The sequence below is a fragment of the Streptomyces sp. NPDC034670 genome, from assembly GCF_055574875.1.
This window is the reverse complement of sequence record NZ_JBVITR010000021.1, coordinates 6,903-30,053: the sequence shown is the minus strand read 5'-3', so window position 1 is coordinate 30,053 and position 23,151 is coordinate 6,903. Positions and strand designations below refer to the sequence as shown.

Here is a 23,151-nt window from a genome sequence, read left to right as displayed (position 1 = left end):
TACAGGAGAATCCAGGCCATGAGCAACCCCCAGCATCTGCGTTACAGCAAGGAGCACGAGTGGCTGTCGGCCGCCGAGGACGGCGTGTCGACGATCGGCATCACCGAGCACGCGGCCAACGCGCTCGGCGACGTCGTCTACGTCCAGCTCCCCGAGGTCGGTGACGGCGTGACCGCGGGCGAGACCTGCGGCGAGCTGGAGTCGACCAAGTCGGTCAGCGACCTGTACTGCCCGGTCTCCGGCGAGGTCACCGAGGTCAACGAGGACGTGGTGAACGACCCGTCGCTGGTGAACTCGGCCCCCTTCGAGGGCGGCTGGCTGTTCAAGGTGCGCGTCACCGACGAGCCGGCCGACCTGCTGACCGCCGCCGAGTACGACGCCCACATCGCCGGCTGAGGAGACGTCGCCGCATGTCGCTTCTGAACACCCCCCTGCACGAGCTCGACCCGGCCGTCGCCGCGGCGGTCGACGCCGAGCTGCACCGTCAGCAGTCCACCCTCGAGATGATCGCCTCGGAGAACTTCGCCCCGGTCGCGGTCATGGAGGCCCAGGGCTCGGTCCTCACCAACAAGTACGCCGAGGGCTACCCCGGCCGCCGCTACTACGGCGGCTGCGAGCACGTCGACGTGATCGAGCAGATCGCCATCGACCGCGTCAAGGAGCTCTTCGGCGCCGAGCACGCCAACGTGCAGCCGCACTCGGGCGCGCAGGCCAACGCCGCCGCGATGTTCGCGCTGCTCAAGCCCGGCGACACGATCATGGGCCTGAACCTCGCGCACGGCGGGCACCTGACCCACGGCATGAAGATCAACTTCTCCGGCAAGCTCTACGACGTGGTCGCCTACCACGTCGGCGACGACGGCCTGGTCGACATGGCCGAGGTCGAGCGGCTCGCCAAGGAGAGCAGGCCGAAGCTGATCGTCGCCGGCTGGTCGGCGTACCCGAGGCAGCTGGACTTCGCCGCGTTCCGCCGGATCGCGGACGAGGTCGGCGCGTACCTCATGGTCGACATGGCCCACTTCGCCGGCCTGGTGGCCGCGGGTCTGCACCCGAACCCGGTCCCGCACGCCCACGTCGTGACGACCACCACGCACAAGACCCTCGGCGGCCCCCGCGGCGGTGTGATCCTCTCCACGGCCGAGCTGGCCAAGAAGATCAACTCCGCGGTCTTCCCCGGTCAGCAGGGCGGTCCGCTGGAGCACGTGGTCGCCGCCAAGGCGGTCGCCTTCAAGGTGTGCGCCTCCGAGGAGTTCAAGGAGCGGCAGCGCCGCACCCTGGAGGGCGCCCGCATCCTGGCCGAACGCCTGGTCAGGGACGACGTCAAGGCCGTGGGCGTGGACGTGCTGTCCGGCGGCACGGACGTGCACCTGGTCCTGGTCGACCTGCGCGACTCGGAGCTGGACGGCCGGCAGGCCGAGGACCGGCTGCACGAGGTCGGCATCACCGTCAACCGCAACGCGATCCCGAACGACCCGCGTCCGCCCATGGTCACCTCGGGCCTGCGCATCGGCACGCCCGCCCTGGCCACCCGCGGCTTCACGGCCGAGGACTTCGCGGAGGTCGCGGACGTGATCGCCGAGACGCTCAAGCCGTCCTACGACGCCGAGGCGCTGCGGGCACGGGTCACGGCTCTCGCCGAGAAGCATCCGCTGTACCCCGGTCTGCAGTAATTTCGTACACTTTTCCCTGTACGGACATCCGGGGCACCGCGCCCACTGGGTCAGTGGGCGCGGTGCCCCGCCCCATGCGACCGCCCCCGACCGTCCCTTTCCCGACCCGCCCCTCCCCGGTGGACAGCGCCGTCCGCCGAACCCCTAGGAGTCCTCCCGTGGCCATCTCGGTCTTCGACCTGTTCTCGATCGGCATCGGCCCGTCCAGCTCGCACACGGTCGGCCCGATGCGGGCGGCCCGCATGTTCGCCCGGCGGCTGCGCAACGAGGACCTGCTGGAGTCGGTCGCCTCGGTCCGGGCCGAGCTGTACGGTTCCCTCGGCGCCACCGGCCACGGCCACGGCACGCCCAAGGCGGTGCTGCTCGGGCTGGAGGGCGACTCGCCGCGCACCGTGGACGTGGAGACGGCCGACGAACGGGTGGAGAAGATCAAGGACGGCGGCCGGATCCGCCTCCTCGGCGAGCACGAGATCGCGTTCTCCTTCGACGACGACCTGGTGCTGCACCGCCGCGAGACGCTCCCCTACCACGCCAACGGCATGACCCTGGGGGCGTACGACGCGTCCGGTGCCGAGGTGCTGTCGAAGACGTACTACTCGGTGGGCGGCGGCTTCGTCGTCGACGAGGAGGCGGTGGGCGCGGACCGCATAAAACTGGACGACACCGTCCTGAAGTACCCCTTCCGCACGGGCGACGAGCTGCTGCGCCTGACCCGGGAGACGGGCCTGTCCATCTCCGCCCTGATGCTGGAGAACGAGCGCGCCTGGCGGACCGAGGAGGAGATCCGCGAGGGCCTGCTGGAGATCTGGCGGGTGATGCGGGCGTGCGTCGACCGCGGCATGTCCCGCGAGGGCATCCTGCCGGGCGGTCTGAAGGTGCGCCGCCGCGCCGCGAACACCGCGCGCAAGCTGCGCTCCGAGGGCGACCCGCAGGCCCTCGCCATGGAGTGGATCACCCTCTACGCGATGGCGGTGAACGAGGAGAACGCGGCCGGCGGCCGCGTCGTCACCGCCCCGACCAACGGCGCGGCCGGCATCATCCCGGCGGTGCTGCACTACTACGTCAACTTCGTGCCGGGCGCCGACGAGGAGGGCGTGGTCCGCTTCCTGCTCGCGGCCGGCGCCATCGGCATGCTCTTCAAGGAGAACGCCTCCATCTCCGGCGCCGAGGTCGGCTGCCAGGGCGAGGTCGGCTCCGCCTGCTCGATGGCCGCGGGCGCCCTCGCCGAGGTGCTCGGCGGCTCCCCGGAGCAGGTCGAGAACGCCGCCGAGATCGGCATGGAGCACAACCTGGGCCTGACCTGCGACCCGGTCGGCGGCCTGGTCCAGATCCCGTGCATCGAGCGCAACGGCATGGCCGCGGTGAAGGCGGTCACGGCGGCACGGATGGCGATGCGCGGCGACGGCTCGCACAAGGTGTCCCTGGACAAGGTCATCAAGACGATGAAGGAGACCGGCGCCGACATGTCGGTCAAGTACAAGGAGACGGCCCGGGGCGGGCTGGCGGTCAACATCATCGAGTGCTGAGGCGCCGGCGCCGGAGTTCCCCGCCGCGCGGACGGGTCGTCGGTGCCGGGGAGGGGAATGAGTCACTCGACTCCCCTCCCCGCCGGCACGTCAGGGAGCCCGCATGCTGCGTGGCATCGATGTGAGCGCTTATCAGCCCTCCTCCTACGACACCGACGGCCTGTCCTTCGTCTTCGTCAAGGCGACCGAGGGCCGTTCGTACACCAACCCCAGGCTCTGCGCCCAGACGAAGACGGCCCGTGACGCCGGTCTGGTCGTCGGCTTCTACCACTTCCTCTGGCCGGGCAACCTCACGGCCCAGGCGGAGTACTTCGTGAGCAGGGCCCCGGAGAAGCGGGGGGACCTCCTCGCCGTCGACTGGGAGCGGACCGGTGCGGGCACGTACGCGAGCGACAAGGAGAAGGACCGCTTCATCCGCGCGGTGAAGGAGCTGCGGCCGCACCACCGGGTCGTCCTCTACTGCAACCGGGACTTCTGGCTGAACGTCGACACGACCTCCTACGCCGGCGACGGTCTCTGGATCGCCGACTACGTCACCGCGGGCAGGCCCCGCGTCAAGGCGAAGTGGCGCTTCCACCAGTACACCGACGACCCGCTGGACAAGAACGTCGCCGACTTCTCCGACGAGGCCGCGCTGAGGGAGTGGGCCGGGAGCGCCTGACCTCCGTGCGCGGGACGGAGGCCAGGCCCGGGCGCGGGTTACGCCCGGAACTCGGGGGTGCGGTCCGGGGACGCCTTCGCCAGTGCCTCGGTGACGGCCTCGGTCCCCGCCCTCAGTCCGTAGACCGGGGTGCCCGGCTGCTGGCGCCAGGAGTCGTCGATGCCGCCCGCGTCGACGGTGTCGAAGCCGAGCTCCTCGATCAGGTCCCGCACCTTCCGCTTGGCCGCCGCGTCGTCGCCGGCGACGGGGAGGGCCATCCGGTCGGGGGCCCCGGCGGGGCGGTGGCGCTCCAGGATGTCCTGGGCGTACGTGCCGTTGAAGGCCTTGATCACGGGGTGGCCGATCTGCCGCTCCGTCCAGCGGCTCTCGGTGAGGCCCTCGTCCTCGATCCCCGCGATCCTCCCGTCCCGCTGCTGCGGGTAGTAGTTGCCGGTGTCGATGACGGCGACGTCCTCCGCGGCCCCGTCGAGCAGCCCGGGCGGCAGGTCCGGTACCGCCTTCAGCGGCACGGTGACCACCACGACCTCCGCGCCCCGGGCCGCCTCCTCGGCCCGCACCGGGGTCGCGCCGGTCTCCTCGGCCAGGTCCGTGAGCGTGTGCGGGCCGCGGGAGTTGGCGACGGAGACGTCGTGGCCGAGCGCCGTGAGCCGCCGCGTGAGGTTCCCGCCGATGTTCCCCGCTCCGATGATGCCGATCTTCATGTCCGACTCGCCTCGCCCTTCCGGGGATCGGTGTCCGTTCCGGTTCCCTCCGGGAACCGCCGTGGTCGGCGTCAACCCCCGGGGCGGGCGGGCTATTCCGGTCCCGTGGGCCGTACGGGTGACACCGGTCCGGGCCGCGCCGGCACGGCGCGGGGGCCCGGCCGCGCGTGGTGGCCGCGCGTGCCGGGCCCCCGCGGGCGGGCTCACTTGTCCAGGTGGGCCCGGAACTCGTCGAAGGAGAGGACCTTGTCGCCGTCCAGGTCGCGGGACTTGATGATCGCTTCCGCGACCGACTCGGTGACGTTCCAGTCGCCGCCCTGGGCGAGCGCGGTCTTGAACTCGGCGGCGGTGATGAATCCGTCCCCGTCCGTGTCGATCCGCTCGAACTGCTTGCGCGCTTCCTCGATGTCCGCCACCGATCCGCCCCTTTTCTCGTACTGTGCCGGACTTCCCGGCAGTCCTGATGACGCGGGTCAGATTAGCCGCCCGCGCGGGCCCGCAGTGCGGCGACCACCCACCCGGACTCCGTCCCTGCGGGAGGACGGCGGTTCCGGTCCGTCCACGGGCGCGGGGAGTGCGCGGCAGCGGGCGGGGCGGACGTCCGTCGCCGCCGCGAGGCGTTCCGGACGGCGGCCGGGCCGTCGTCGCCGCTCGCGCTGGAGGGGACCGGGGATCCCGGCCGTCCCCGGGCGGCGAGCGCCCGCGTGCGGCGCGACCGCGTGCGGGTGCGGGCGGCGGACGGGAGCGCGCTGCTCCTGGGGCGCGGGGCGGCCGGAGGCCGGGGTGGGGGTGGCGGAGGGGGCACGGCGGCGGGGCCTGGGGCGGCGGCCGGCGCCTGCGGCGCGGCACCCGGCCGGGGGGCGAGCCGGCGCGGGCGCGGACCTCCCCGGGGAGCGCCCGCAGCCTGCGGGCGCTCCAGGCGGCCGGTCACCGGCCGGGGGGTCCGGAGGCGCCGCTCCTCGCGCCGTGGTGCCCGCGGGGGGATGACTCGGGTGTCCGTCCCGTGCGGCGCGCGGTCGCCGGCGCGGGGTCAGCGGTCCCCGACGCGCATCTCGAACCAGGTGGTCTTGCCCCGGGGCAGCAGGTCGACGCCCCAGCGGTCGGCGAGCTTGTCGACGAGGAAGAGGCCGCGTCCGCTGACGTCCGTCTCCTGGACCGGCATCAGGCAGGGCAGGCCGCGGGAGGGGTCGCGGACCTCGACGCGGATCCAGCCGCGCCGGCGGCGCAGCCGCAGCACGAAGACGCGGGCGCCGGTGTGGCGCACGGCGTTGCCGACGAGTTCGGAGACGAGCAGGACGGCGTCCTCGGTGATCCTGGCGCCGAGTCCCCACTGGCGCAGGATCACGACCTGGGTGAGCCGGCGCGCGGTGGCGGCGGACTCGGGGAGGGAGGGCAGCGGAACATCCGCCTCTGCCGGGTTGCCGAACAACTCCAGTGCCTTCAGGGCGCGTTCGTCCTCGACCGTCGGCGACCAGCGCGACGCGGTCGCACGTCCGTCCTCCCGCGGCTGCTCCATGCCCTCCAGCCCCGCCATGCCCTCATCATGGACGTCCGCGGGACCCCCCGGGGCCGTTCCGGGGGAATGCGCCCCCCGTACGCCCCCGCTCCGCGACGGCTCGTCGGCATGTGCCGATGGCATCCCGGAGCCGTCAGCGTCCCGCCCGGCCTGCGGAAACGGTTCGCTGTGCGGCAATCGACGGGCTCCCTCGACACGAGCGGCTTAAGGGCGCCTTAAGGCTGCCATAAACCGCTCCGCCGAGGGGCCCGGATGAGACATCGCGTCAATTGCAAGGCCTGAAGAGGACTTTCGGGGGTTCCGGGGTCAGAGGAACTTCGCCTTGCCGGGACCCTCCTCCACGAAGCTGCGCATCCCCCGCTCGCGGTCCTCGGTGGCGAACAGGCCCGCGAACCAGTTGCGCTCGACGGCGAGACCGGTGTCGATGTCCGTCTCGAGGCCGGTGTCGACGGCCTCCTTGGCGGCCCGCAGGGCGATCGCCGGCCCCTTCGCCAGCTTCGCGGCCCACGCGTGCGCCTGCGCGTAGACCTCCTCGGCGGGGACCACGCGGTCCACCAGGCCGAGCGCCAGCGCCTCGTCGGCCCTGACCTGACGGCCCGTGAAGATGAGGTCCTTCGCCCGGGACGGGCCGATCAGCCGGGACAGGCGCTGGGTGCCGCCCGCGCCGGGGATGAGGCCGAGCAGGATCTCGGGCTGGCCCAGCTTGGCGTTCTCCCCGGCGATGCGGTAGTCGGCGCAGAGCGCGAGCTCGCAGCCGCCGCCGAGCGCGTAGCCCGTCACCGCGGCCACCACCGGCTTGGGGATGCGGGCCACGGCGGTGAAGGAGTCCTGCAGGGCGCGGGCGCGCAGGACCATCGCGGTGTGGTCCATGGCTTGCATCTCCTTGATGTCCGCGCCCGCCGCGAACACCTTCTCGCCGCCGTAGATCACCACGGCGCGCACGTCGTCGCGGCGCGCGGCCTCCTCGGCGAGTTCCTTCAGCCGGTCCTGCGTGGCGACGTCCAGCGCGTTCATGGGCGGGCGGTCCAGGCGCAGCGTGCCGACGCCGTCCGCGACTTCGAGGTGTACGGTCATGCCAGCAGGTTAACGGTGACTAACGGCAACGGGGCCGGTGCGGTCGCTCACACCCGGACGGGGGGCCGGGGGGTCGCCCCCGGGCAGGCACAGCACGGTGACTAACGGCACCGGGGCCGGTGCGGTCGCCCACACCCGGACGGCGACGGCCCCGGTGCCGTGGGTCGCACCGGGGCCGCGCGGGTCGTACGGCGGTTACGCCTTCCACTCCTCCCAGGGCATGTTCCAGCCGTTGAGGCCGTTGTCCGGGGCGATGGTGGCGTCCTTGGAGTTCTTGACGACCACCACGTCACCGATCATGGAGTTGTCGAAGAACCAGGCGCCCGGGGCCTTCTTGTCCCAGCCGCCGCGGGTGTCGCGCAGGCCGATGCAGCCGTGGCTGGCGTTGTAGTTGCCGAAGGCGTCGCCGCCCCAGTAGTTGCCGTGGATGAAGGTGCCCGAGGTGCTCAGGCGCATGGCGTGCGGGACGTCCTTGATGTCGTACTCGCCGCCGAACCCGACCGTCTCGCCGTTCATGCGGGTGACCTTCAGCCGTTCGGTGATGACCATCTGGCCGTTCCAGGTCTCGGTGCCCGGGGCGCCGGTGGTGACCGGGATGGTCTTGATGACCTTGCCGTCCCGCTTCACCTCCATGGTGTGCTTCTCGGCGTCGACGACGGAGACCTGTTCGCGGCCGATGGTGAAGGAGACGGTCTTGTCCTGCTCGCCGTAGACGCCGGGCCGGCCCTCGACGCCGTCGAGGCCAAGGTCGACGGTGACCTTGGTGCCGGGCTTCCAGTACTTCTCCGGGCGGAAGTCGAGGCGGTCGTTGCCGAACCAGTGGCCCTCGACCTCGACGGCGGGCTCCGTGGTGATGCGGATGGCCTTCTCCACGGCGTCGGGGTCGGTGATGCCCCGGGTGAAGCGGAGGGAGAACGGCATCCCGACGCCGACCTCGGAGCCGTCCTCGGGGGTGAAGTGCCCGATGAAGGTCTTCTTCGGCGTCAGGGTGGTGAAGCGGGAGTCCTCGGCGGCGGTGCGGCCCTCGGCGTCCTTGGCGACCGCGTGCACGGTGTACGTGGTGGAGGCCGCCAGGTGGGTGGCCGGCGTCCAGGTGGCGCCGTCGCCGGATATCTCCCCCTCGACCCTCCCGCCGTCCGGGTCCTTGACGACGACCTCGGTCAGCTTGCCCTTGGCGGCGCTCACCTTCAGCGCGCCGCTGGTCTTCACGGACTCCGCGCCGTCCTCGGGCGCGATGCTGACGACGGCCTCGGACTGCTTGTTCTGGACGGCGGCCGCCTCCTTGCCCTTGCCCTCGGCGGGGGCGGAGACCCGGTCCGTCTCCCCGCCGCCGCAGGCGGTCGCCGCCAGCACCACCCCGAGCGCCAGTGCCGCCAGCCTCCGGCCGCCGCGCCCCCGCGCGCCCACCGACGCCCCCGATATCGGCCCCATGTGCAACGTGTTCTCCCCTCGGCGGGGCCAGGCCCCAGCCGCCCCGCGCCCCCGCGCGCCCCTCGCGCGCTCCGGCGCATAGTAACCACAGGCCAGGGGCGTCGGACGCGGCGGAATGGTCACCGTTCCGTCCCAACTTCACCGGCCCGGGGAGAACGGCCCGCCGGCCGGGGCTCACTTCACCGCGCTGCCCGCCTTCCACTTCGCCCAGGACATGTTCCAGCCGCCGAGGCCGTTGTCGGGGGCGACCTTCTTGTCCTTGCTGTTGACCACCTCGACGATGTCGCCGACGAGGCTGCGGTCGAAGAACCAGCCGGCCGGGGTGTCCGCGCCGCCGCCCTGCACGTCGCGCAGGCCGATGCAGCCGTGGCTGACGTTCCGGCGGCCGAACACGTCGCTCCCGGCCCAGTAGTTGCCGTGCAGGAAGGTGCCGGACTTCGTCAGGCGGATGGCGTGCGGGACGTCGGGGATGTCGTACTCGCCGCCGAAGCCGACCGTGCGGCTGTCCATGCGGGTGACCTCGAGCATCTCGGAGATCACCATCTTGCCGTTGTACGTGGTGGTCTTCGGCGCTCCCGCCGTGACCGGCACGGTGGTGAGCAGTTCGCCGTCCCGCCTGACCTCCATGGTGTGCTTCTCGGCGTCGACGACGGAGACCTGGCTGCGGCCGACGGTGAAGGAGAACGTGCGGTGCTGGAGGCCGTAGACGCCGGGCGCTCCCTCCACGTCGCGCAGCCGCAGCTCGACGGTGACCCGGGTGCCCGGCTTCCAGTAGTGCTCGGGGCGGAAGTCCAGGCGGGAGCCGCCGAACCAGTGCGGGCGGATCTCGACGGCGGGACGGGAGGTGACCCGGACGGCGCGTTCCACCGCCGCACGGTGGACGACCTCCCGGTTGAACTCCAGGGAGACGATCATCCCGGTGCCGACGGTGGAGCGGTCCTCCGGGGTGACGTAACCGATGAAGCGCTCCTCGGGGACGTGGGTGGTGAAGGTGGTGTGGCGGGCCGAGCGGCGCCCGTCGCCGTCCACGGCCACCGCGTCGACGGTGTACTTCGCGGCCAGCGCCAGGCGTTCGTCGTCGGGCTTCCAGGTCAGCCCGTCGGCCGAGACGCGCCCGGGGACCGGCGTCCGGCGCGCGTCCCGCTCCATGACGACCTTCACCGACTCCAGCCGTCCCTCCGGCACCCGCACCCGCACCCGCAGCCCGGCGTCGGGGCGCACGCCCTTGCTGCCGTCGCCGGGGGCGACGTGGATGACCTCCTCGGGTGCCGGGGAGCCGGACGCACCGCCGACGGGGCCGGCCGGGGAACAGCCGGCGGTTCCGGCCAGCAGTCCCGCCCATGCCAGTACGGCGGCCAGTGCAACCCTCGCGCGCCGCGCGCGCCCTTGTACGTGCCTCACGCGGTACCCAACGACGGTCCGTGTCCCCGGGAAACGACCATGCCCCCTCCCGGGGAAACGTGAGTGCGAGGCAGGCTCTGGGCAGAACAGTGGGGAGGACGACGCGCCGGGAGCCGCGAGCGGGAGCGAGGGCCGCCGCACACCCCTGTCCGCCGTCGTTCCACGAGCCGCGGGAGGCTGACAGGTGTCCAGCGCAGCCGAGCAGGAGGCGGTGGCCGGGGAGCGGGCCACCGGGGACGGGCGTCCGGTGGTCGTCGTGGACGGCGCGCGGCCGGTGACGCCCGTGCCCGCGGTGCCCGTGCGGCCGGGCCGGCCGGTGCCGCTGGGTGCCCGGTTCCGGGTGGCCCCGGACGGGGTGGCGGGGACGAACTTCGCGTTGTGGGCGGGCGGGGCGGAGGGCGTCGAGCTGTGCCTGTTCGACGAGCGGGGCAGGGAGAGCCGGGCCCGGCTCGCCGAGCTGACGCACGGGATCTGGCACGGCTTCGTGCCGGGTGTGCTGCCGGGGCAGCGCTACGGCTACCGGGTGCACGGCCGCTGGGACCCGTGGACCGGCGCCCGGTGGAACCCGGCGAAACTGCTGCTCGACCCGTACGCGCGGGCGGTGGACGGCGACTACGCCCCCGGCGGGCTGGCGCCCGAGGTGTACGGGCACGTGCGCGACTGGCCGGAGCAGCACGTCGCGGACACCGTGCGCGACGACCGGGACTCCGCCCCGCACGTCCCCAAGGGCGTCGTCGTCCACGACGACGACGACTGGTCCGACGACCGCCGCCCGAAGACGCCGTGGGCGGACTCGGTCATCTACGAGCTGCACGTCAAGGGGTTCACGCAGCGCCACCCCGGCATACCCCGGGAGCTGCGCGGCACGTACGCCGGTCTCGCGCACCCCGCGGCGGTCGAGCACCTGGTGCGGCTGGGCGTCACGGCCGTGGAGCTGCTGCCGGTGCACCAGTTCGCGCACGAGGACCACCTGCTGCGGCGGGGCCTGCGCAACTACTGGGGCTACAACTCGATCGGCTACTTCGCCCCGCACGCCGGCTACGCCGCCTCCGGGACGCGGGGGCAGCAGGTCGGCGAGTTCAAGCGGATGGTGCGCGCCCTGCACGCGGCGGGCATCGAGGTGATCCTCGACGTGGTCTACAACCACACGGCCGAGGCGGGCGAGCTGGGCCCCACGCTGTCCCTGAAGGGCGTCGACAACCGCGGTTACTACCGCCTCCAGCCCGACGCCCGCCGCTACGCCGACTACACCGGCTGCGGCAACACCCTGCACGTCGTGCAGCCGCACGTGCTGCGGCTGATCACGGACTCGCTGCGCTACTGGGTGACCGAGATGGGGGTGGACGGCTTCCGCTTCGACCTGGCGGCGGCACTGGCCCGTTCCATGCACGACGTCGACATGCTCTCCCCCTTCCTCGCGGTGATCGCCCAGGACCCGGTGCTGCGCCGGGTGAAACTGATCGCCGAGCCGTGGGACGTGGGGGCGGGCGGCTACCAGGTGGGGGCGTTCCCGCCGTTGTGGACGGAGTGGAACGACCGGTACCGCGACGCGGTGCGGGACTTCTGGCGGCACGCCCTGCCGGACGTGCGGGAGATGGGATACCGGCTGTCCGGTTCGAGCGACCTGTACGCCTGGGGCGGGCGGCGCCCGTACGCCTCGGTCAACTACGTCACCGCGCACGACGGGTTCACCCTGCGCGACCTGGTGAGCTACGACCGCAAGCACAACGAGGCCAACGGCGAGGGCAACCGGGACGGCACCGACGACAACCGCTCCTGGAACTGCGGCGCCGAGGGCGACACCGGTGACGGGCGGGTCCTGGCGCTGCGGCGGCGGCAGCTGCGGAACCTGCTGACCACGCTGCTGCTGTCGACGGGGGTGCCGATGCTGGTCGCCGGCGACGAGATGGGCCGCACCCAGGGCGGCAACAACAACGCCTACTGCCAGGACAACGAGACCGGCTGGGTGGACTGGAGCCTGCTGGAGGACCCCGGCTGGAAGGCCCTGTTCGCCCTGACCTCCCGGCTGATCGCGCTGCGCCACCGGCATCCGGTGCTGCGCCGCCGGGCCTTCTTCTCCGGGCGGGCGCACTCCGCGGACGGGCTGCGCGACCTGGCCTGGTTCACCCCGCGGGGCGCGGAGATGACCGAGGGCGACTGGTACGCGCCCGCCGCCACGCTCGGCATGTACCTCTCCGGCCGGGACATCCCGGGCCGCGACGAGTACGGGGCGCAGGTCCTCGACGACAGTTTCCTCGCCGTCCTGCACGCCGGGGACGGACCGGTGGAGTTCGTGCTGCCGGGGCCGCCGTGGGCCGAGCGGTACGAGGTGGTCGTCGACACCGGGCGGGAGGAGCAGGAGGCGGCGCCGGACGTGGAGCACCGGGCCGGGACGGCGATCACGGTGCCGGGGCGGACGGTGCTGCTGCTGCGGGCGCGCTGAACGGGGGGCCGCGGGGAGCGCGGCGTCAGCCCAGGATGCCCCGGTCGTAGGCCGCCGCGACGGCCGCGGCCCGGTCCTTGACGCCCAGCTTGGCGTACAGGTGGGTGAGGTGGGTCTTCACCGTGGCCTCGCTGATGAACAGTTCGCGGGCGATCTCGCGGTTGGAGGTGCCGCGGGCGACCAGGACGAGGACCTCGCGCTCCCGGGCGGACAGCGGCGCGCCGCCGGCCGTGCGGGGAGCGCGGACCGCGGAGACCAGGCGGGAGGCGACCGCCGGGGAGAGGACGGTGCGGCCGTCGGCCGCCGCCCGCACCGCGGTGAACAGCTCCTCGCGCGGCGCGTCCTTCAGCAGGTAGCCGGTCGCGCCCGCCTCGATGGCGGGGAGGGTGTCGGAGTCGGTGTCGTAGGTGGTGAGCACGAGCACCTCGGCGCGGGCGCCGCGGCGGGTCAGCTCCCGGATGGCGTCCACTCCCCCGCCGCCCGGCATGCGCAGGTCCATGAGGATGACGTCCGGGTCCAGGGCGGCGGCCCGCTCCAGGGCCTCCACGCCGTTCGCCGCCTCGCCGAGGACGCGGAAACCGGGCGCGGAGGCGAACATGCCGCGCAGGCCGTCCCGTACGACGGGGTGGTCGTCGACGATGAGGAGGGAGATCACGGCGTCATCGGTCATGGCGGACCAACGGTACGCGGGCCGAGACCGCCGTCCCCTGGCCGGGTTCGGACTCGACGTCGAGGGTGCCCGCGATGCGCTCGGCGCGGGTCCGCATCCCGTCGAGGCCGAAGCCGCCGGTGGGGGTCCCCCCGCCCGGACGAAGCCGGGAGTGGGGGCGGGCGGGGCGCGGGCGCGGGTCGAAGCCGCGCCCGTCGTCGCGGACGTCGAGGGTGACCTCGTCGCCCATGTAGGAGAGGGTGACGCCGACCCGGCCGGCCCGCGCGTGCCGCGCGGCGTTGGACAGGGCCTCCTGGGCGATGCGCAGGAGGGTGGCCGCCACCTCGTCGTGGAGCGGCTCGACGGTCCCGGTGGTGGTGAACCGCGCCGGGACGCCCGTGCGCTCCTCCCATTCCGCCACCGTCTTCTCCAGCGCCTGCGGCAGGCCGTCGTCGGCCAGGGCGGCCGGGGCGAGGTTGTGCACGGAGCGGCGGGCCTCGCCGAGGCTGTGGCGGGCCAGGGCGGTGGCCCGGTCCACGTGCTCGCGCGCCAGGGCGGGGTCCGGGGTGTTCGCCACGGCCTGGAGCTGGGCGATGATGCCGGTCAGCCCCTGGGCGAGGGTGTCGTGGATCTCGGCGGCCAGCCGCCGGCGCTCGTCGGCGACCCCGGCCTCCCTGGCCTGGACGAGGAGCTGGGCGTGCAGGGCGGCGTTCTCGTCGAGGGCCTGCTGCAACGCCGTGTTGGTGCGCTCCAGTTCGGCGATGGTGGCGGCCTGGGTGCGGGTGCGCTCCTCCTCCAGGCGGGCGATGTGGGAGAAGACGAGGAGCAGCGCGGCGTTGACGGCCAGGACGCCGCCGAAGACCAGCCAGCCGGTCCGGTCGCGCGGCGGCAGCCCGCCGCTCTGCGAACCGGCGACCGTGACGGCGGCGGCCAGCAGCCCGGGGGCGACGAGCCGCCGCGGCAGCAGCCGCCCGATGTCGATGTAGTTGATGGCCGCCTGGAACGCGAACAGCGGGTTCATCCAGGTCAGGGCGAAGCTGATCGCCATGCGCAGCGTGAAGTAGACCGTGCTCGCCGGGGACGGCCCCGGGCGGCTGCGCGCCGCCCGCCCCCACCACAGCTGGAGCACGAGGGCCGCGGCGACGAGCGCGCCGCAGGCGTACGCCTCCGCGCGGGTCATGCCGATCACCGAGGCGGTGCCCGCCGCCAGCACGGTGCCGGTGCCGAGCAGGGCGTACGGCCCCCAGCGGTGGAACAGCGCCCACCTCTGCTCGAGCCTCGACGTCCCCCGTGCGCCGTCCTCCGTCCGCGTCATCGCACCAGTGTCGGGCACGCCGCCGTCCCTCACTCCCAGCGGAACCAGCGGGCGGCGGCCGCCGTCAGCAGCACCGTCCAGGCCGCCGTGACGCCCAGGTGGGTCCAGCCGGGCCAGTCGCCGGCGGCGGCGTCGTTCAGGGCCTCGGCGGCGGCGCCGAACGGGGTCCGGCCGACGATGCGGGCGAGGAGGTCCGGCATGGCCTGCACGGGCAGCCACACGCCCGCGCAGAACATCGCGGGGAACAGCGCCGCGGACCCGGCCGCCGCCGCGATCCTCGTCGTGCGGGACACGGCGGAGAGCAGGGCTCCGAGGGCGAGGCAGGCGCAGACGGCCAGCAGCAGCGCGAGGAGGTATCCGGCCGGGTGGCCCGGCAGCCGTACGCCGAAGACCAGCCGGCCGACCGCGAGCGCGAGCAGCGCGGAGACCAGGGCGGCTCCGCCGAACACCAGCATCTGCGCGGACAGCAGGGCGGCGGCCCGGACCGGTGTGGTGGCCATCCGGCGCAGGATGCCGTGCTCGCGGTACCCGGTGAGGGTCTGCGGCATCCCCTGCACCCCGGCGATGATCACGCCGAGCAGCACGGCGACGGGTACGTAGACGTCGATCGCGCGCAGTCCGCCGAGGGCGGGGTCGACGCCGCGGAAGGAGGGGATGGCGCCGAGGATCCCCAGCAGGACGCTGGGGAAGAGCATGATCCAGAAGAGGTTGCCGGGCTCGCGCCGGAACAGGCGGATCTCGGTGCGCAGGACGGCGGTGCTGAGCAGGGGGGTGGTCATGCCGGGAGCTCCTCGGCCGGGTGGGGCGTGCCGGTCAGGTCCAGGAACGCGTCGTCCAGCGTGGCGTCGGTGACCCGGAGCTGGTGGGCGGTGACGCGGGTGCGGGCGATCAGCGTGATGACGGCGTCGACGGTCTCGTCGGTGCCGGACAGCGTGACGCGGTCGCCCCGGTGCCCGACCGAGGCCAGGCCGGGCAGTGCGTCCAGGTCCCGCTCGTCCAGCGGCGCGGAGGGGGTGAAGCTGATGACGGTGGCGCCGGCCGAGCGGCGGATGAGTCCGGCCGGGGTGTCCAGGGCGGCCACCCGGCCCTTGTCGATCACCGCGATCCGGTCGCAGAGCCGCTGGGCCTCCTCCATGAAGTGGGTGACCAGCAGGACGGTGACGCCGTTCGCCCGGATGTCCTCGATGAGCTGCCAGGTGTCGCGGCGGGCGCGCGGGTCGAGGCCGGTGGTCAGCTCGTCGAGCACGACGATCCGGGGGTCGCCGACCAGCGCGAGCGCGATGAACAGGCGTTGCTTCTGGCCCCCGGAGAGCTTGCCGAACCGGGTGTCCGCCTTCTCCTCCAGGCCGAGGCGTCCGGCCAGGGGCCGCCAGTCGGCGGGCCGCGGGTGGAAGGCGGAGTACAGCTCCAGGGCCTCGCGGACGGTGAGCTTGGCCTGGAGTTCGCTCTGCTGGAGCTGGACGCCGAGGACGCGGGCCACCCGCTCGTGGTCGGCGACGGGGTCGAGGCCGGTGACGCGGACCCGGCCCGCGTCGGGGACGCGCAGGCCCTCGACGCATTCGACGGTGGTGGTCTTGCCGGCGCCGTTGGGGCCGAGGATCCCGAAGATCTCGCCCTCCTCGACGGTGAAGGACACACCGTCGACGACGGGCCGACCGCCGTAGGACTTGCGCAGACCGGTGACTTCGATGACGGGCATGGCCCCAGCGTCGCGGGGCGCGGGGCGGGCGCGCATCGGCCGTCGCGCTCGAAGCGGCATCAGCCGATCGGCTGATGCGGCGGTACGACGTGCGGGGCCGGGCGGCGCGGCCGGGCGGACGCACGTCCGGTGCGCGGCCGGCCGGCTCCCGGGCGTGCGTCCGGCCGGGACCCCGGTGTGCGCCCGGCCGGAGTGCCGGCGTGCGCCCGGTCGTACCCGCAGGTCGTAGGACCGGGGACCGAGTCGGGTCCGGCCGAAACTCGGTGGGCAGTGTCAGCCGCGATCCGTAGTCTCACTGCTGATGGCCACGACACTCCCACCCCCCGAAGCGCCCCCCGAAGCGCCCTCCGACGCCTCCTCCGGAGCCCCCGTCGAGGCCCGTTCCACCGTGCGCACGCTGCTGCGGCTGTGGCCGTACGTGCGGCCCGTGCGGGCGCGGCTGTTCACCGCCGCCTTCATCGCGATCCTCGCCTCCTGCATCGGGCTGGTCATCCCGCTCGTCCTGAAGTGGATGGTGGACGGGCCGATCGCCGACCGGGACCCGGCGGGCGTGTGGCTCGGCGCGCTGTACCTGCTGCTGCTCGGGCTGGCGGAGGCGCTGCTGTTCGGGTTCCGGCGCTGGCTGGTGGCCCGGCCGCTGTCGGGGGTCGAGGCGGCGATGCGGGCGGACCTCTACCGGCACCTGCAGCGGCTGCCGATCGCCTTCCACGACCGCTGGCCGTCCGGGCAGCTGCTCTCCCGCGGCACCACGGATCTGATGCTGCTGCGCATGTTCCTGGCCTTCCCGCTGACGTTCCTCCTGGTCAACGGGGTGACGATCCTCGTCGGTGTGATCATCATGCTGATCCAGGACTGGAGCCTGGGGCTGGTGATCCTCGTCCCCGCCGTGCCGGTGATGGTCACCTGCGTGGTCTTCGAGAAGCGGTACTCCCGGGCGGCGCGGCGCGCGCAGGACCAGGTCGGCGACCTGACCACGGTCGTCGAGGAGAGCGTGCTCGGCATCCGCGTCATCAAGGGGTTCGGCCGGCACCGCAGTCAGGCGCGGGCGTTCCGGGAGCTGTCGGGGAAGCTGCGCGGCACGGAGCTGCACAAGGCCCGGCTGCTGGCCACGATCCTGGGCGTCATCGTGACGCTGCCGGAGCTGGCCATCGGGGCGGCGCTGGTGCTCGGGGCCGTGCGGGTGGCCGACGGGGACCTGTCCGCGGGCACGCTGGTGGCGTTCCTGTCGACGGCCCTCGCGCTGCGCTGGCCGGTGGACTCGATCGGGTTCCTGCTGGCGATGAGCCAGGAGGCGGCCACCGCCACCGAGCGGTACTTCGAGGTGATGGACGCGCGGGAGGAGGACGGCGGCCCGGGCCCCGCCGGGCAGGCCCCCCCGCCCGTCCCCGGCGGCGACGGCGGGCTGCGGTTCCACGACGTCACCTTCCGCTATCCGGACGCCCCCGCCGGCTCCCCGCCCGTCCTGGACCGCGTCGACCTGCACGTCCGCCCCGGTGAGTCCCTGGCCCTGGTCGGCGCGACCGGCAGCGGCAAGACCACGCTGACCGCCCTGGTGCCGCGGCTGCACGAGGTGACCTCGGGGCGGATCACCCTGGACGGCACCGACATCAGGGCCATGTCCCGCGAGGAGCTGCGCTCCAGGGTCGCCGTCGCCTTCGAGGAGCCGACGCTGTTCTCGGCAAGCGTCGGGGAGAACGTGCTGATGGGCGCCGGGGGCGCCGCCGGACGGGGTGAGCTGGAGCGGGCGCTCGGCGTGGCGCAGGCCGACTTCGTGCACGCGCTGCCGCAGGGCGTGGACACCCAGGTCGGCGAGCAGGGGCTCAGCCTCTCCGGCGGGCAGCGCCAGCGCCTCGCGCTGGCCCGGGCCGTGGTCGGCCGGCCCGACTTCCTGGTGCTGGACGACCCGCTGTCCGCGCTCGACGTGCACACGGAGGCCGCGGTCGAGGCCGCCCTGCGCCGGGTGCTCGCGGACACCACGGCCCTGATCGTGGCGCACCGCCCCTCCACGGTCCTGCTGGCCGACCGCGTCGCCCTGCTCTCCGGCGGCCGGATCACCGCCGTCGGCACCCACCACGAACTGCTGCGCACCCACCCGGAGTACGCCCACCTCATGTCCGGCGGCCCGGCGGGGGAACAGGAGGACACCCGATGACGGCGGCCACCACCGCGCCCGCCCGGGACGAGGACGACGACCGGTCGCCGGAGGAAACCGGCGACCCCTTCGACCGGGACGTCCTGCCCGCTCCCCCGGGCGCCACCGGCGCGCTCCTGCGTTCCCTGCTCTCCCCCCTGCGCGGCCGGGTCGCCCTCACCGCGCTGCTGCTGCTCCTCCAGCAGGCGGCCGTGCAGGCGGGCCCGCTGCTGGTGGCGTACGCGATCGACCGCGCGGTGCCCGCGTTCCGGGCCGACGACCATGGGCCGCTGGTCGCGGTGGCCGCAGGCTACCTGCTGTGCGCCGCGGCGGCCGGCGTGCTGCAGTACGCGTTCGTCGCCGCCTCCGCCCGGGTCAGCCAGGACGTGCTGCTCGACCTGCGCGGCCGGATCTTCCGGCACGCGCAGGAGCTCAGCGTCGACTTCCACGAGCGCTACACCTCGGGCCGGCTCATCTCCCGCTCCACCACCGACGTCGAGTCGCTGCGCGAGCTGCTGGAGGAGGGCCTGCAGGAACTGGTGACGGTCGTCCTGTCCTGCGTCTACATCGCGGTGCTGCTGCTCTGGCTGGACCTGGGGCTCGGCGCGGTCGCGGTGGCGTCGTTCGTGCCGCTGTACGCGCTGGTGCGGTCCTACCAGCGGCGGGCGGGCCGGGTGTACCGCAGGCGGTCCACCGCCATCGCGGCGGTGATCGTGAAGTTCGTCGAGACGATGAACGGCATCCGGCCGGTGCGCGCCTTCCGCCGGGAGGCCGCCAACGACGCCGACTTCGCGGTGCTGAACCGGCGGCACGAGCGGACCAACGGCGACGCGCTGCTGGAGATGGCCCGCTACGTCGTCGGCTCGCGGGTGATCGCCAACACCACGGTGGCGCTGATCGTGCTGTGGGGCGCCTACCGGGTGGCGGACGGGTCCCTGGCGCTGGGCGTGCTGGCCGCGGCGGTGCTGTACCTGCGGCGGCTGTACGACCCGATCGACCGGCTCGGCATGTTCCTCAACTCCTACCAGTCGGCGGCCGCCTCGCTGGAGAAGATCGCCGGGCTGCTGGCGCAGACCCCGTCCGTGCCCGAGCCGGCCTCCCCCCGGGAACTGCCGGAGCGGCGCTCGGAGCACCCCGGCCGCGAGGTCGTCTTCGACGGGGTCCGGTTCGCCTACCGCACCGGCGGCGAGGTGCTGCCCCGCTTCGACCTCACCCTCCCGGCCGGGCAGACCGTCGCGGTGGTCGGCTCCACCGGCGCGGGCAAGTCGACCCTGGCCAAGCTGCTCGCCCGCTTCTACGACCCGACCGACGGCCGGGTGCTGCTCGACGGGGTCGACCTGCGCGACCTCTCGGGGCCCGACCTGCGGCGCGGGGTGGTCATGGTGACGCAGGAGGCGTTCCTGTTCTCCGGCACGGTCGCCGAGAACATCGCCATCGGCCGGCCGGACGCCACCCGCGGGGAGATCGAGCGGGCGGCGAAGGAGATCGGCGCGCACGACTTCATCGCCGCGCTGCCCGACGGCTACGACACCGACGTCCGCAAGCGCGGCGGCCGCATCTCGGCCGGGCAGCGCCAGCTGGTGGCCTTCGCGCGGGCGCTGCTGGCGGACCCGGCCGTGCTGATCCTGGACGAGGCGACCAGCTCGCTGGACGTCCCCGGGGAGCGGGCGGTGCAGCGGGCCATGGCGACGGTGCTGAGGGGGCGTACGGCGGTGGTGATCGCGCACCGGCTGTCGACGGTGGAGATCGCGGACCGGGTGCTGGTGATGGAGCACGGACGGATCGTGGAGGACGGCGGCCCGGCCGAACTCATCGCCGGGACGGGGCGGTTCGCCGATCTGCACCGGGCCTGGCGGGACAGCCTGGCATAGGCGCACCGGTCGAGGGGGGCGGATGATCGACGCGTACGAGGACCCCGGCACGCCCGGCCGCCGGGGCGGGGCGCGCTACCTGTGGTGGCTGGTCCGGCGGCAGCCGGGGCGCTGCGCGGCGGGAGCGGCGCTCAGCCGCCGGGGACGGGGAGTTGTGGGCGGCTCTGGCCGCGGTCGGCGCCGACGGGTGGGTGCGGGAGCTGCCGGGCGGCCTGGACGCGGAGCTGGGCGAGGGAGGCCTGGCCGTCGACGGTCCGCAGGCCCGGCAACTGGCCCTGGCCCGCGTGGTGCTGGCGGATCCGCACACCCTGATCCTGGACGAGGCCACCGCCCTGCTCGACCCGGCGACCGCCCGGCACACCGAGCGCGCGCCGGCCGCCGTGCTGGAGGGGCGCACCGTCATCGCCGTCGCGCACCGGCTGCACACCGCGCACGACGCGGACCGCGTGGCGGTGCTGGAGGACGGCCGGCTGACCGAACTCGGCACGCACGGGGAACTGGTGGCGGCGGGCGGGGCGTACGCGGCGCTGTGGCGCTCCTGGCACGGGGACGGGACGGCCGCCCGGTGACGCCGCCCGGGTGACGCCCCGCCCGCGGCGCCCCGCGCCCGGTGAAGGGGCCGCCGCCAGCGGATCCGCATATCGAACCCGGCCTCCCGTCCACCGAACGGTTTCCGGCCAAGTTTCTGACGCGCCCCTGACAGAAACCGCGATCCCCTGCGACTCTTCCCACGGCCGCCTCACAGCAACCCCACAGCGTCGGCCCACCGCCGCGCCGCGGCCGCAGCTCCCGCACAGCCGCACGTGTCTCCGCGTACCGCCGAGCACCGCCCGGCCGGCCCACCCGCCGGCCGGTCTCCCCTGGCCGCGCGATCCGCGGCCGCGCAGAAGGAGTCAGTGTTGAGCAGGTTGAGCAACGGTTCCTCCCACAGACGCACCCCCCGCGCCGCGCACCGCCGCGCCGCGGCCGTCGCCCTCGCCGGGGTGGCCGCCCTGGTCGCCACGGCCGTGCAGTCCGGCAGCGCCACCGCGGCCCCCGAGCAGGCGCCCTCTGCCGCGGGCACGGCGCAGCCGGGCTCCGAGTCGGTCAGGCTCACCCCCGCCCAGCGCGCCGCGCTGATCCGCGAGGCCGACGCCGCCAAGGCGAGGACCGCCGAGGACCTCGGCCTGGGCGCCGAGGAGAAGCTGGTCGTCCGCGACGTCCTCAAGGACCGCGACGGCACCGTGCACGTCCGCTACGAGCGCACCTACGACGGCCTGCCCGTCCTCGGCGGCGACCTGGTCGTCCAGGGCGAGCGGCCCGGCGGGACCGACTCCGTCGTCAGGGCCACCCGCGCCGCGGTGAAGCCCGCGACCACCACCGCCGAGGTGCCGGCCGCCCGGGCCGAGCAGCAGGCGCTGGCCGCCGCGAAGGCCGAGGGCGCCGGGGACTCCGGCGTCGACCGCGCCCCGCGCAAGGTGGTCTGGGCGGCCGGCGGCGAGCCGGTCCTGGCCTACGAGACGGTCGTCGGCGGACTCCAGCACGACGGCACCCCGCAGGAGCTGCACGTCGTCACGGACGCCACCACCGGCGAGAAGCTGTACGAGTGGGAGGCCGTCCGGACCGGGACCGGCCACACCGTCTACAGCGGCACCGTCGACCTGACGACCACCCGGTCGGGGTCGGCGTACCACCTCACCGACGGGGCGCGCGGCAACCACCGGACGTACCACCTCAACCGCTCCACCTCCGGCACCGGCACGCTGTTCTCCGGTCCCGACGACGTGTGGGGCGACGGCACTCCGTCCAACCCGGAGTCGGCCGCCGCCGACGCCCACTACGGGGCCGCGCTGACCTGGGACTACTACAAGAACGTGCACGGCCGCAACGGCATCCGCGGCGACGGCGCGGGCGCCTACTCCCGGGTCCACTACGGCAACAACTACGTCAACGCCTTCTGGTCCGACAGCTGCTTCTGCATGACCTACGGCGACGGCTCCGGCAACGCCAACCCGCTCACCTCGATCGACGTGGCCGCCCACGAGATGACCCACGGGCTGACGTCGAACACCGCGGGCCTGGTCTACAGCGGCGAGTCCGGCGGCCTCAACGAGGCGACCAGCGACATCTTCGGCGCGACGGTCGAGTTCTACGCGAACAACCCCTCCGACCCCGGTGACTACCTCATCGGCGAGGAGATCGACATCAACGGCGACGGCACCCCGCTGCGCCACATGGACAGGCCCAGCAAGGACGGCCGGTCCAAGGACGCCTGGTACTCCGGCATCGGCTCGATCGACGTGCACTACTCCTCGGGCCCCGCGAACCACTTCTTCTACCTGCTGGCCGAGGGCAGCGGCACCAAGACCGTCAACGGCGTCACCTACGACTCGCCCACCTCGGACGGCCTCCCGGTCGCCGGCATCGGCCGCGCCAAGGCGGAGAAGATCTGGTTCCGCGCGCTGACCACCAAGTTCACCTCCACCACCAACTACGCGGGCGCCCGCACCGGCACCCTGGCGGCGGCCGGCGAGCTGTACGGCACGGACAGCGCCGAGTACCGGGCGGTGCAGGACGCCTGGGCGGGCGTCAACGTCGGCCCGCGCTCCGGTGACGGCGGCGGAGGCGGCACGTCCTTCGAGAACACCACCGACGTGGCCGTCCCGGACAACGGCGCCGCGGTGACGTCCTCGATCACCGTGACCGGACGGGGCGGCAACGCGCCCTCGAACCTCCGGGTCTCGGTGGACATCGTGCACACCTGGCGCGGCGACCTGGTCGTCGACCTGCTGGCCCCGGACGGCACGGCGTACCGCCTGAAGAGCCGCAGCGCGGGCGACTCGGCGGACGACGTCAAGGAGACCTACACGGTCGACGCCTCCTCCGAGACCGCCAACGGCACCTGGCGGCTGCGGGTGCAGGACCAGGCGTCCCGGGACACCGGCTACATCAACGGCTGGAGGCTCACCTTCCCGTAGGGGGCGCCACGGCCGGAGCGGGGGGGGGGGGGGGGGGGGGGGGGGGGGGGGGGGGGGGGGGGGGGGGGGGGGGGGGGGGGGGAGGGGGGGGGGGGTGGGGGTGTGT

General features: G+C 73.9%; 18 protein-coding genes and 1 pseudogene. 9 read left to right on the top strand and 10 right to left on the bottom strand.

The features are described from left to right. The first annotated feature begins 18 nt into the window (after positions 1-18). The 4 genes from gcvH to ACZ56B_RS16470 all read left to right on the top strand — a co-directional run bounded on the left by gcvH (position 19) and on the right by ACZ56B_RS16470 (position 3,857). Entirely contained in the window at positions 19-396 is a 378-nt protein-coding gene (gcvH, locus tag ACZ56B_RS16485; protein WP_468790414.1) for a glycine cleavage system protein GcvH, read from the top strand. Positions 397-410: 14 nt separating this feature from the next. Further along, a complete protein-coding gene (glyA, locus tag ACZ56B_RS16480) occupies positions 411-1,670 on the top strand; it encodes a serine hydroxymethyltransferase (RefSeq protein ID WP_468790412.1) in 1,260 nt (419 codons plus the stop codon). A 158-nt stretch (positions 1,671-1,828) separates the two neighbouring features. Further along, positions 1,829-3,196, top strand: a complete 1,368-nt coding sequence (locus ACZ56B_RS16475; RefSeq protein ID WP_468790410.1) for an L-serine ammonia-lyase — start codon at positions 1,829-1,831, stop codon at positions 3,194-3,196. Between the two features lie 103 nt (positions 3,197-3,299). Beyond that, positions 3,300-3,857 (top strand): glycoside hydrolase family 25 protein, encoded by a 558-nt coding sequence (locus ACZ56B_RS16470; RefSeq protein WP_468790408.1) that lies wholly within the window; start codon positions 3,300-3,302, stop codon positions 3,855-3,857. A gap of 38 nt (positions 3,858-3,895) precedes the next feature. Here ACZ56B_RS16470 and ACZ56B_RS16465 read toward each other — a convergent pair whose 3' ends face one another. From ACZ56B_RS16465 to ACZ56B_RS16440, 6 genes are all read right to left on the bottom strand, one after another. Continuing rightward, the gene (locus tag ACZ56B_RS16465) at positions 3,896-4,765 is read right to left on the bottom strand and encodes an NADPH-dependent F420 reductase (RefSeq protein ID WP_468790406.1); all 870 of its coding nucleotides are present in this window, start codon (positions 4,763-4,765) and stop codon (positions 3,896-3,898) included. Then, positions 4,762-4,974: an EF-hand domain-containing protein gene (locus ACZ56B_RS16460; protein ID WP_468790404.1), complete on the bottom strand. Its 213-nt coding sequence runs from the start codon at positions 4,972-4,974 to the stop codon at positions 4,762-4,764. Before ACZ56B_RS16460 ends, ACZ56B_RS16465 begins: the two co-directional genes overlap by 4 nt. A 614-nt stretch (positions 4,975-5,588) precedes the next feature. After that, the gene (locus tag ACZ56B_RS16455; RefSeq protein ID WP_468790402.1) at positions 5,589-6,092 is read right to left on the bottom strand and encodes an ATP-binding protein; all 504 of its coding nucleotides are present in this window, start codon (positions 6,090-6,092) and stop codon (positions 5,589-5,591) included. A 288-nt stretch (positions 6,093-6,380) separates the two neighbouring features. After that, positions 6,381-7,148 carry an enoyl-CoA hydratase/isomerase family protein gene (locus ACZ56B_RS16450; protein ID WP_468790400.1) on the bottom strand — a complete coding sequence of 256 codons (768 nt, stop codon included), beginning with the start codon at positions 7,146-7,148 and terminating at the stop codon, positions 6,381-6,383. Positions 7,149-7,343: 195 nt separating this feature from the next. Then, entirely contained in the window at positions 7,344-8,579 is a 1,236-nt protein-coding gene (locus ACZ56B_RS16445; RefSeq protein WP_468790398.1) for a L,D-transpeptidase, read from the bottom strand. A 174-nt stretch (positions 8,580-8,753) separates the two neighbouring features. Then, the gene (locus ACZ56B_RS16440) at positions 8,754-9,980 is read right to left on the bottom strand and encodes a L,D-transpeptidase (protein WP_468790396.1); all 1,227 of its coding nucleotides are present in this window, start codon (positions 9,978-9,980) and stop codon (positions 8,754-8,756) included. A gap of 184 nt (positions 9,981-10,164) precedes the next feature. On the opposite strand from ACZ56B_RS16440, the gene glgX reads away from it, so the two are divergent. After that, positions 10,165-12,423 (top strand): glycogen debranching protein GlgX, encoded by a 2,259-nt coding sequence (gene glgX / locus ACZ56B_RS16435; protein WP_468790394.1) that lies wholly within the window; start codon positions 10,165-10,167, stop codon positions 12,421-12,423. Positions 12,424-12,448: 25 nt separating this feature from the next. Here the strand turns inward: glgX and ACZ56B_RS16430 are convergent, their stop codons facing one another. From ACZ56B_RS16430 to ACZ56B_RS16415, 4 genes are read right to left on the bottom strand one after another with little or no spacing between them, the layout of a single operon-like run. After that, positions 12,449-13,093, bottom strand: a complete 645-nt coding sequence (locus ACZ56B_RS16430) for a response regulator (RefSeq protein ID WP_468790392.1) — start codon at positions 13,091-13,093, stop codon at positions 12,449-12,451. Beyond that, positions 13,083-14,387, bottom strand: coding sequence for a sensor histidine kinase (locus ACZ56B_RS16425; RefSeq protein ID WP_468790390.1), 1,305 nt, complete (start codon positions 14,385-14,387; stop codon positions 13,083-13,085). The genes ACZ56B_RS16430 and ACZ56B_RS16425 overlap by 11 nt, the downstream gene beginning before the upstream one ends. 29 nt (positions 14,388-14,416) lie before the next feature. After that, a complete protein-coding gene (locus ACZ56B_RS16420) occupies positions 14,417-15,166 on the bottom strand; it encodes an ABC transporter permease (protein WP_468790388.1) in 750 nt (249 codons plus the stop codon). Continuing rightward, positions 15,163-16,086 (bottom strand): ABC transporter ATP-binding protein, encoded by a 924-nt coding sequence (locus tag ACZ56B_RS16415; RefSeq protein WP_468790386.1) that lies wholly within the window; start codon positions 16,084-16,086, stop codon positions 15,163-15,165. Before ACZ56B_RS16415 ends, ACZ56B_RS16420 begins: the two co-directional genes overlap by 4 nt. Before the next feature lie 388 nt (positions 16,087-16,474). On the opposite strand from ACZ56B_RS16415, the gene ACZ56B_RS16410 reads away from it, so the two are divergent. The 4 genes and pseudogenes from ACZ56B_RS16410 to ACZ56B_RS16395 all read left to right on the top strand — a co-directional run bounded on the left by ACZ56B_RS16410 (position 16,475) and on the right by ACZ56B_RS16395 (position 23,045). Beyond that, on the top strand, positions 16,475-18,238 hold the full coding sequence (locus tag ACZ56B_RS16410) for an ABC transporter ATP-binding protein (protein ID WP_468790526.1): 1,764 nt from the start codon (positions 16,475-16,477) through the stop codon (positions 18,236-18,238). Next, a complete protein-coding gene (locus ACZ56B_RS16405; RefSeq protein ID WP_468790384.1) occupies positions 18,235-20,088 on the top strand; it encodes an ABC transporter ATP-binding protein in 1,854 nt (617 codons plus the stop codon). The genes ACZ56B_RS16410 and ACZ56B_RS16405 overlap by 4 nt, the downstream gene beginning before the upstream one ends. Before the next feature lie 134 nt (positions 20,089-20,222). After that, positions 20,223-20,657 (top strand): annotated as a pseudogene (locus ACZ56B_RS16400) (ABC transporter ATP-binding protein); the annotation flags it as partial. A gap of 339 nt (positions 20,658-20,996) precedes the next feature. Then, entirely contained in the window at positions 20,997-23,045 is a 2,049-nt protein-coding gene (locus tag ACZ56B_RS16395; protein WP_468790524.1) for a M4 family metallopeptidase, read from the top strand. The last annotated feature ends 106 nt before the right edge of the window (positions 23,046-23,151 follow it).

Bases quoted from the DNA above. Each gene is read 5' to 3' on its own strand.
- ACZ56B_RS16430 (WP_468790392.1), bottom strand. From the start codon at position 13,093: ATGACCGATGACGCCGTGATCTCCCTCCTCATCGTCGACGACCACCCC.
- ACZ56B_RS16420 (WP_468790388.1), bottom strand. From the start codon at position 15,166: ATGACCACCCCCCTGCTCAGCACCGCCGTCCTGCGCACCGAGATCCGC.
- glyA (WP_468790412.1), top strand. From the start codon at position 411: ATGTCGCTTCTGAACACCCCCCTGCACGAGCTCGACCCGGCCGTCGCC.
- ACZ56B_RS16455 (WP_468790402.1), bottom strand. From the start codon at position 6,092: ATGGCGGGGCTGGAGGGCATGGAGCAGCCGCGGGAGGACGGACGTGCG.
- ACZ56B_RS16450 (WP_468790400.1), bottom strand. From the start codon at position 7,148: ATGACCGTACACCTCGAAGTCGCGGACGGCGTCGGCACGCTGCGCCTG.
- ACZ56B_RS16405 (WP_468790384.1), top strand. From the start codon at position 18,235: ATGACGGCGGCCACCACCGCGCCCGCCCGGGACGAGGACGACGACCGG.
- ACZ56B_RS16415 (WP_468790386.1), bottom strand. From the start codon at position 16,086: ATGCCCGTCATCGAAGTCACCGGTCTGCGCAAGTCCTACGGCGGTCGG.
- ACZ56B_RS16425 (WP_468790390.1), bottom strand. From the start codon at position 14,387: ATGACGCGGACGGAGGACGGCGCACGGGGGACGTCGAGGCTCGAGCAG.
- gcvH (WP_468790414.1), top strand. From the start codon at position 19: ATGAGCAACCCCCAGCATCTGCGTTACAGCAAGGAGCACGAGTGGCTG.
- ACZ56B_RS16445 (WP_468790398.1), bottom strand. From the start codon at position 8,579: ATGGGGCCGATATCGGGGGCGTCGGTGGGCGCGCGGGGGCGCGGCGGC.
- ACZ56B_RS16470 (WP_468790408.1), top strand. From the start codon at position 3,300: ATGCTGCGTGGCATCGATGTGAGCGCTTATCAGCCCTCCTCCTACGAC.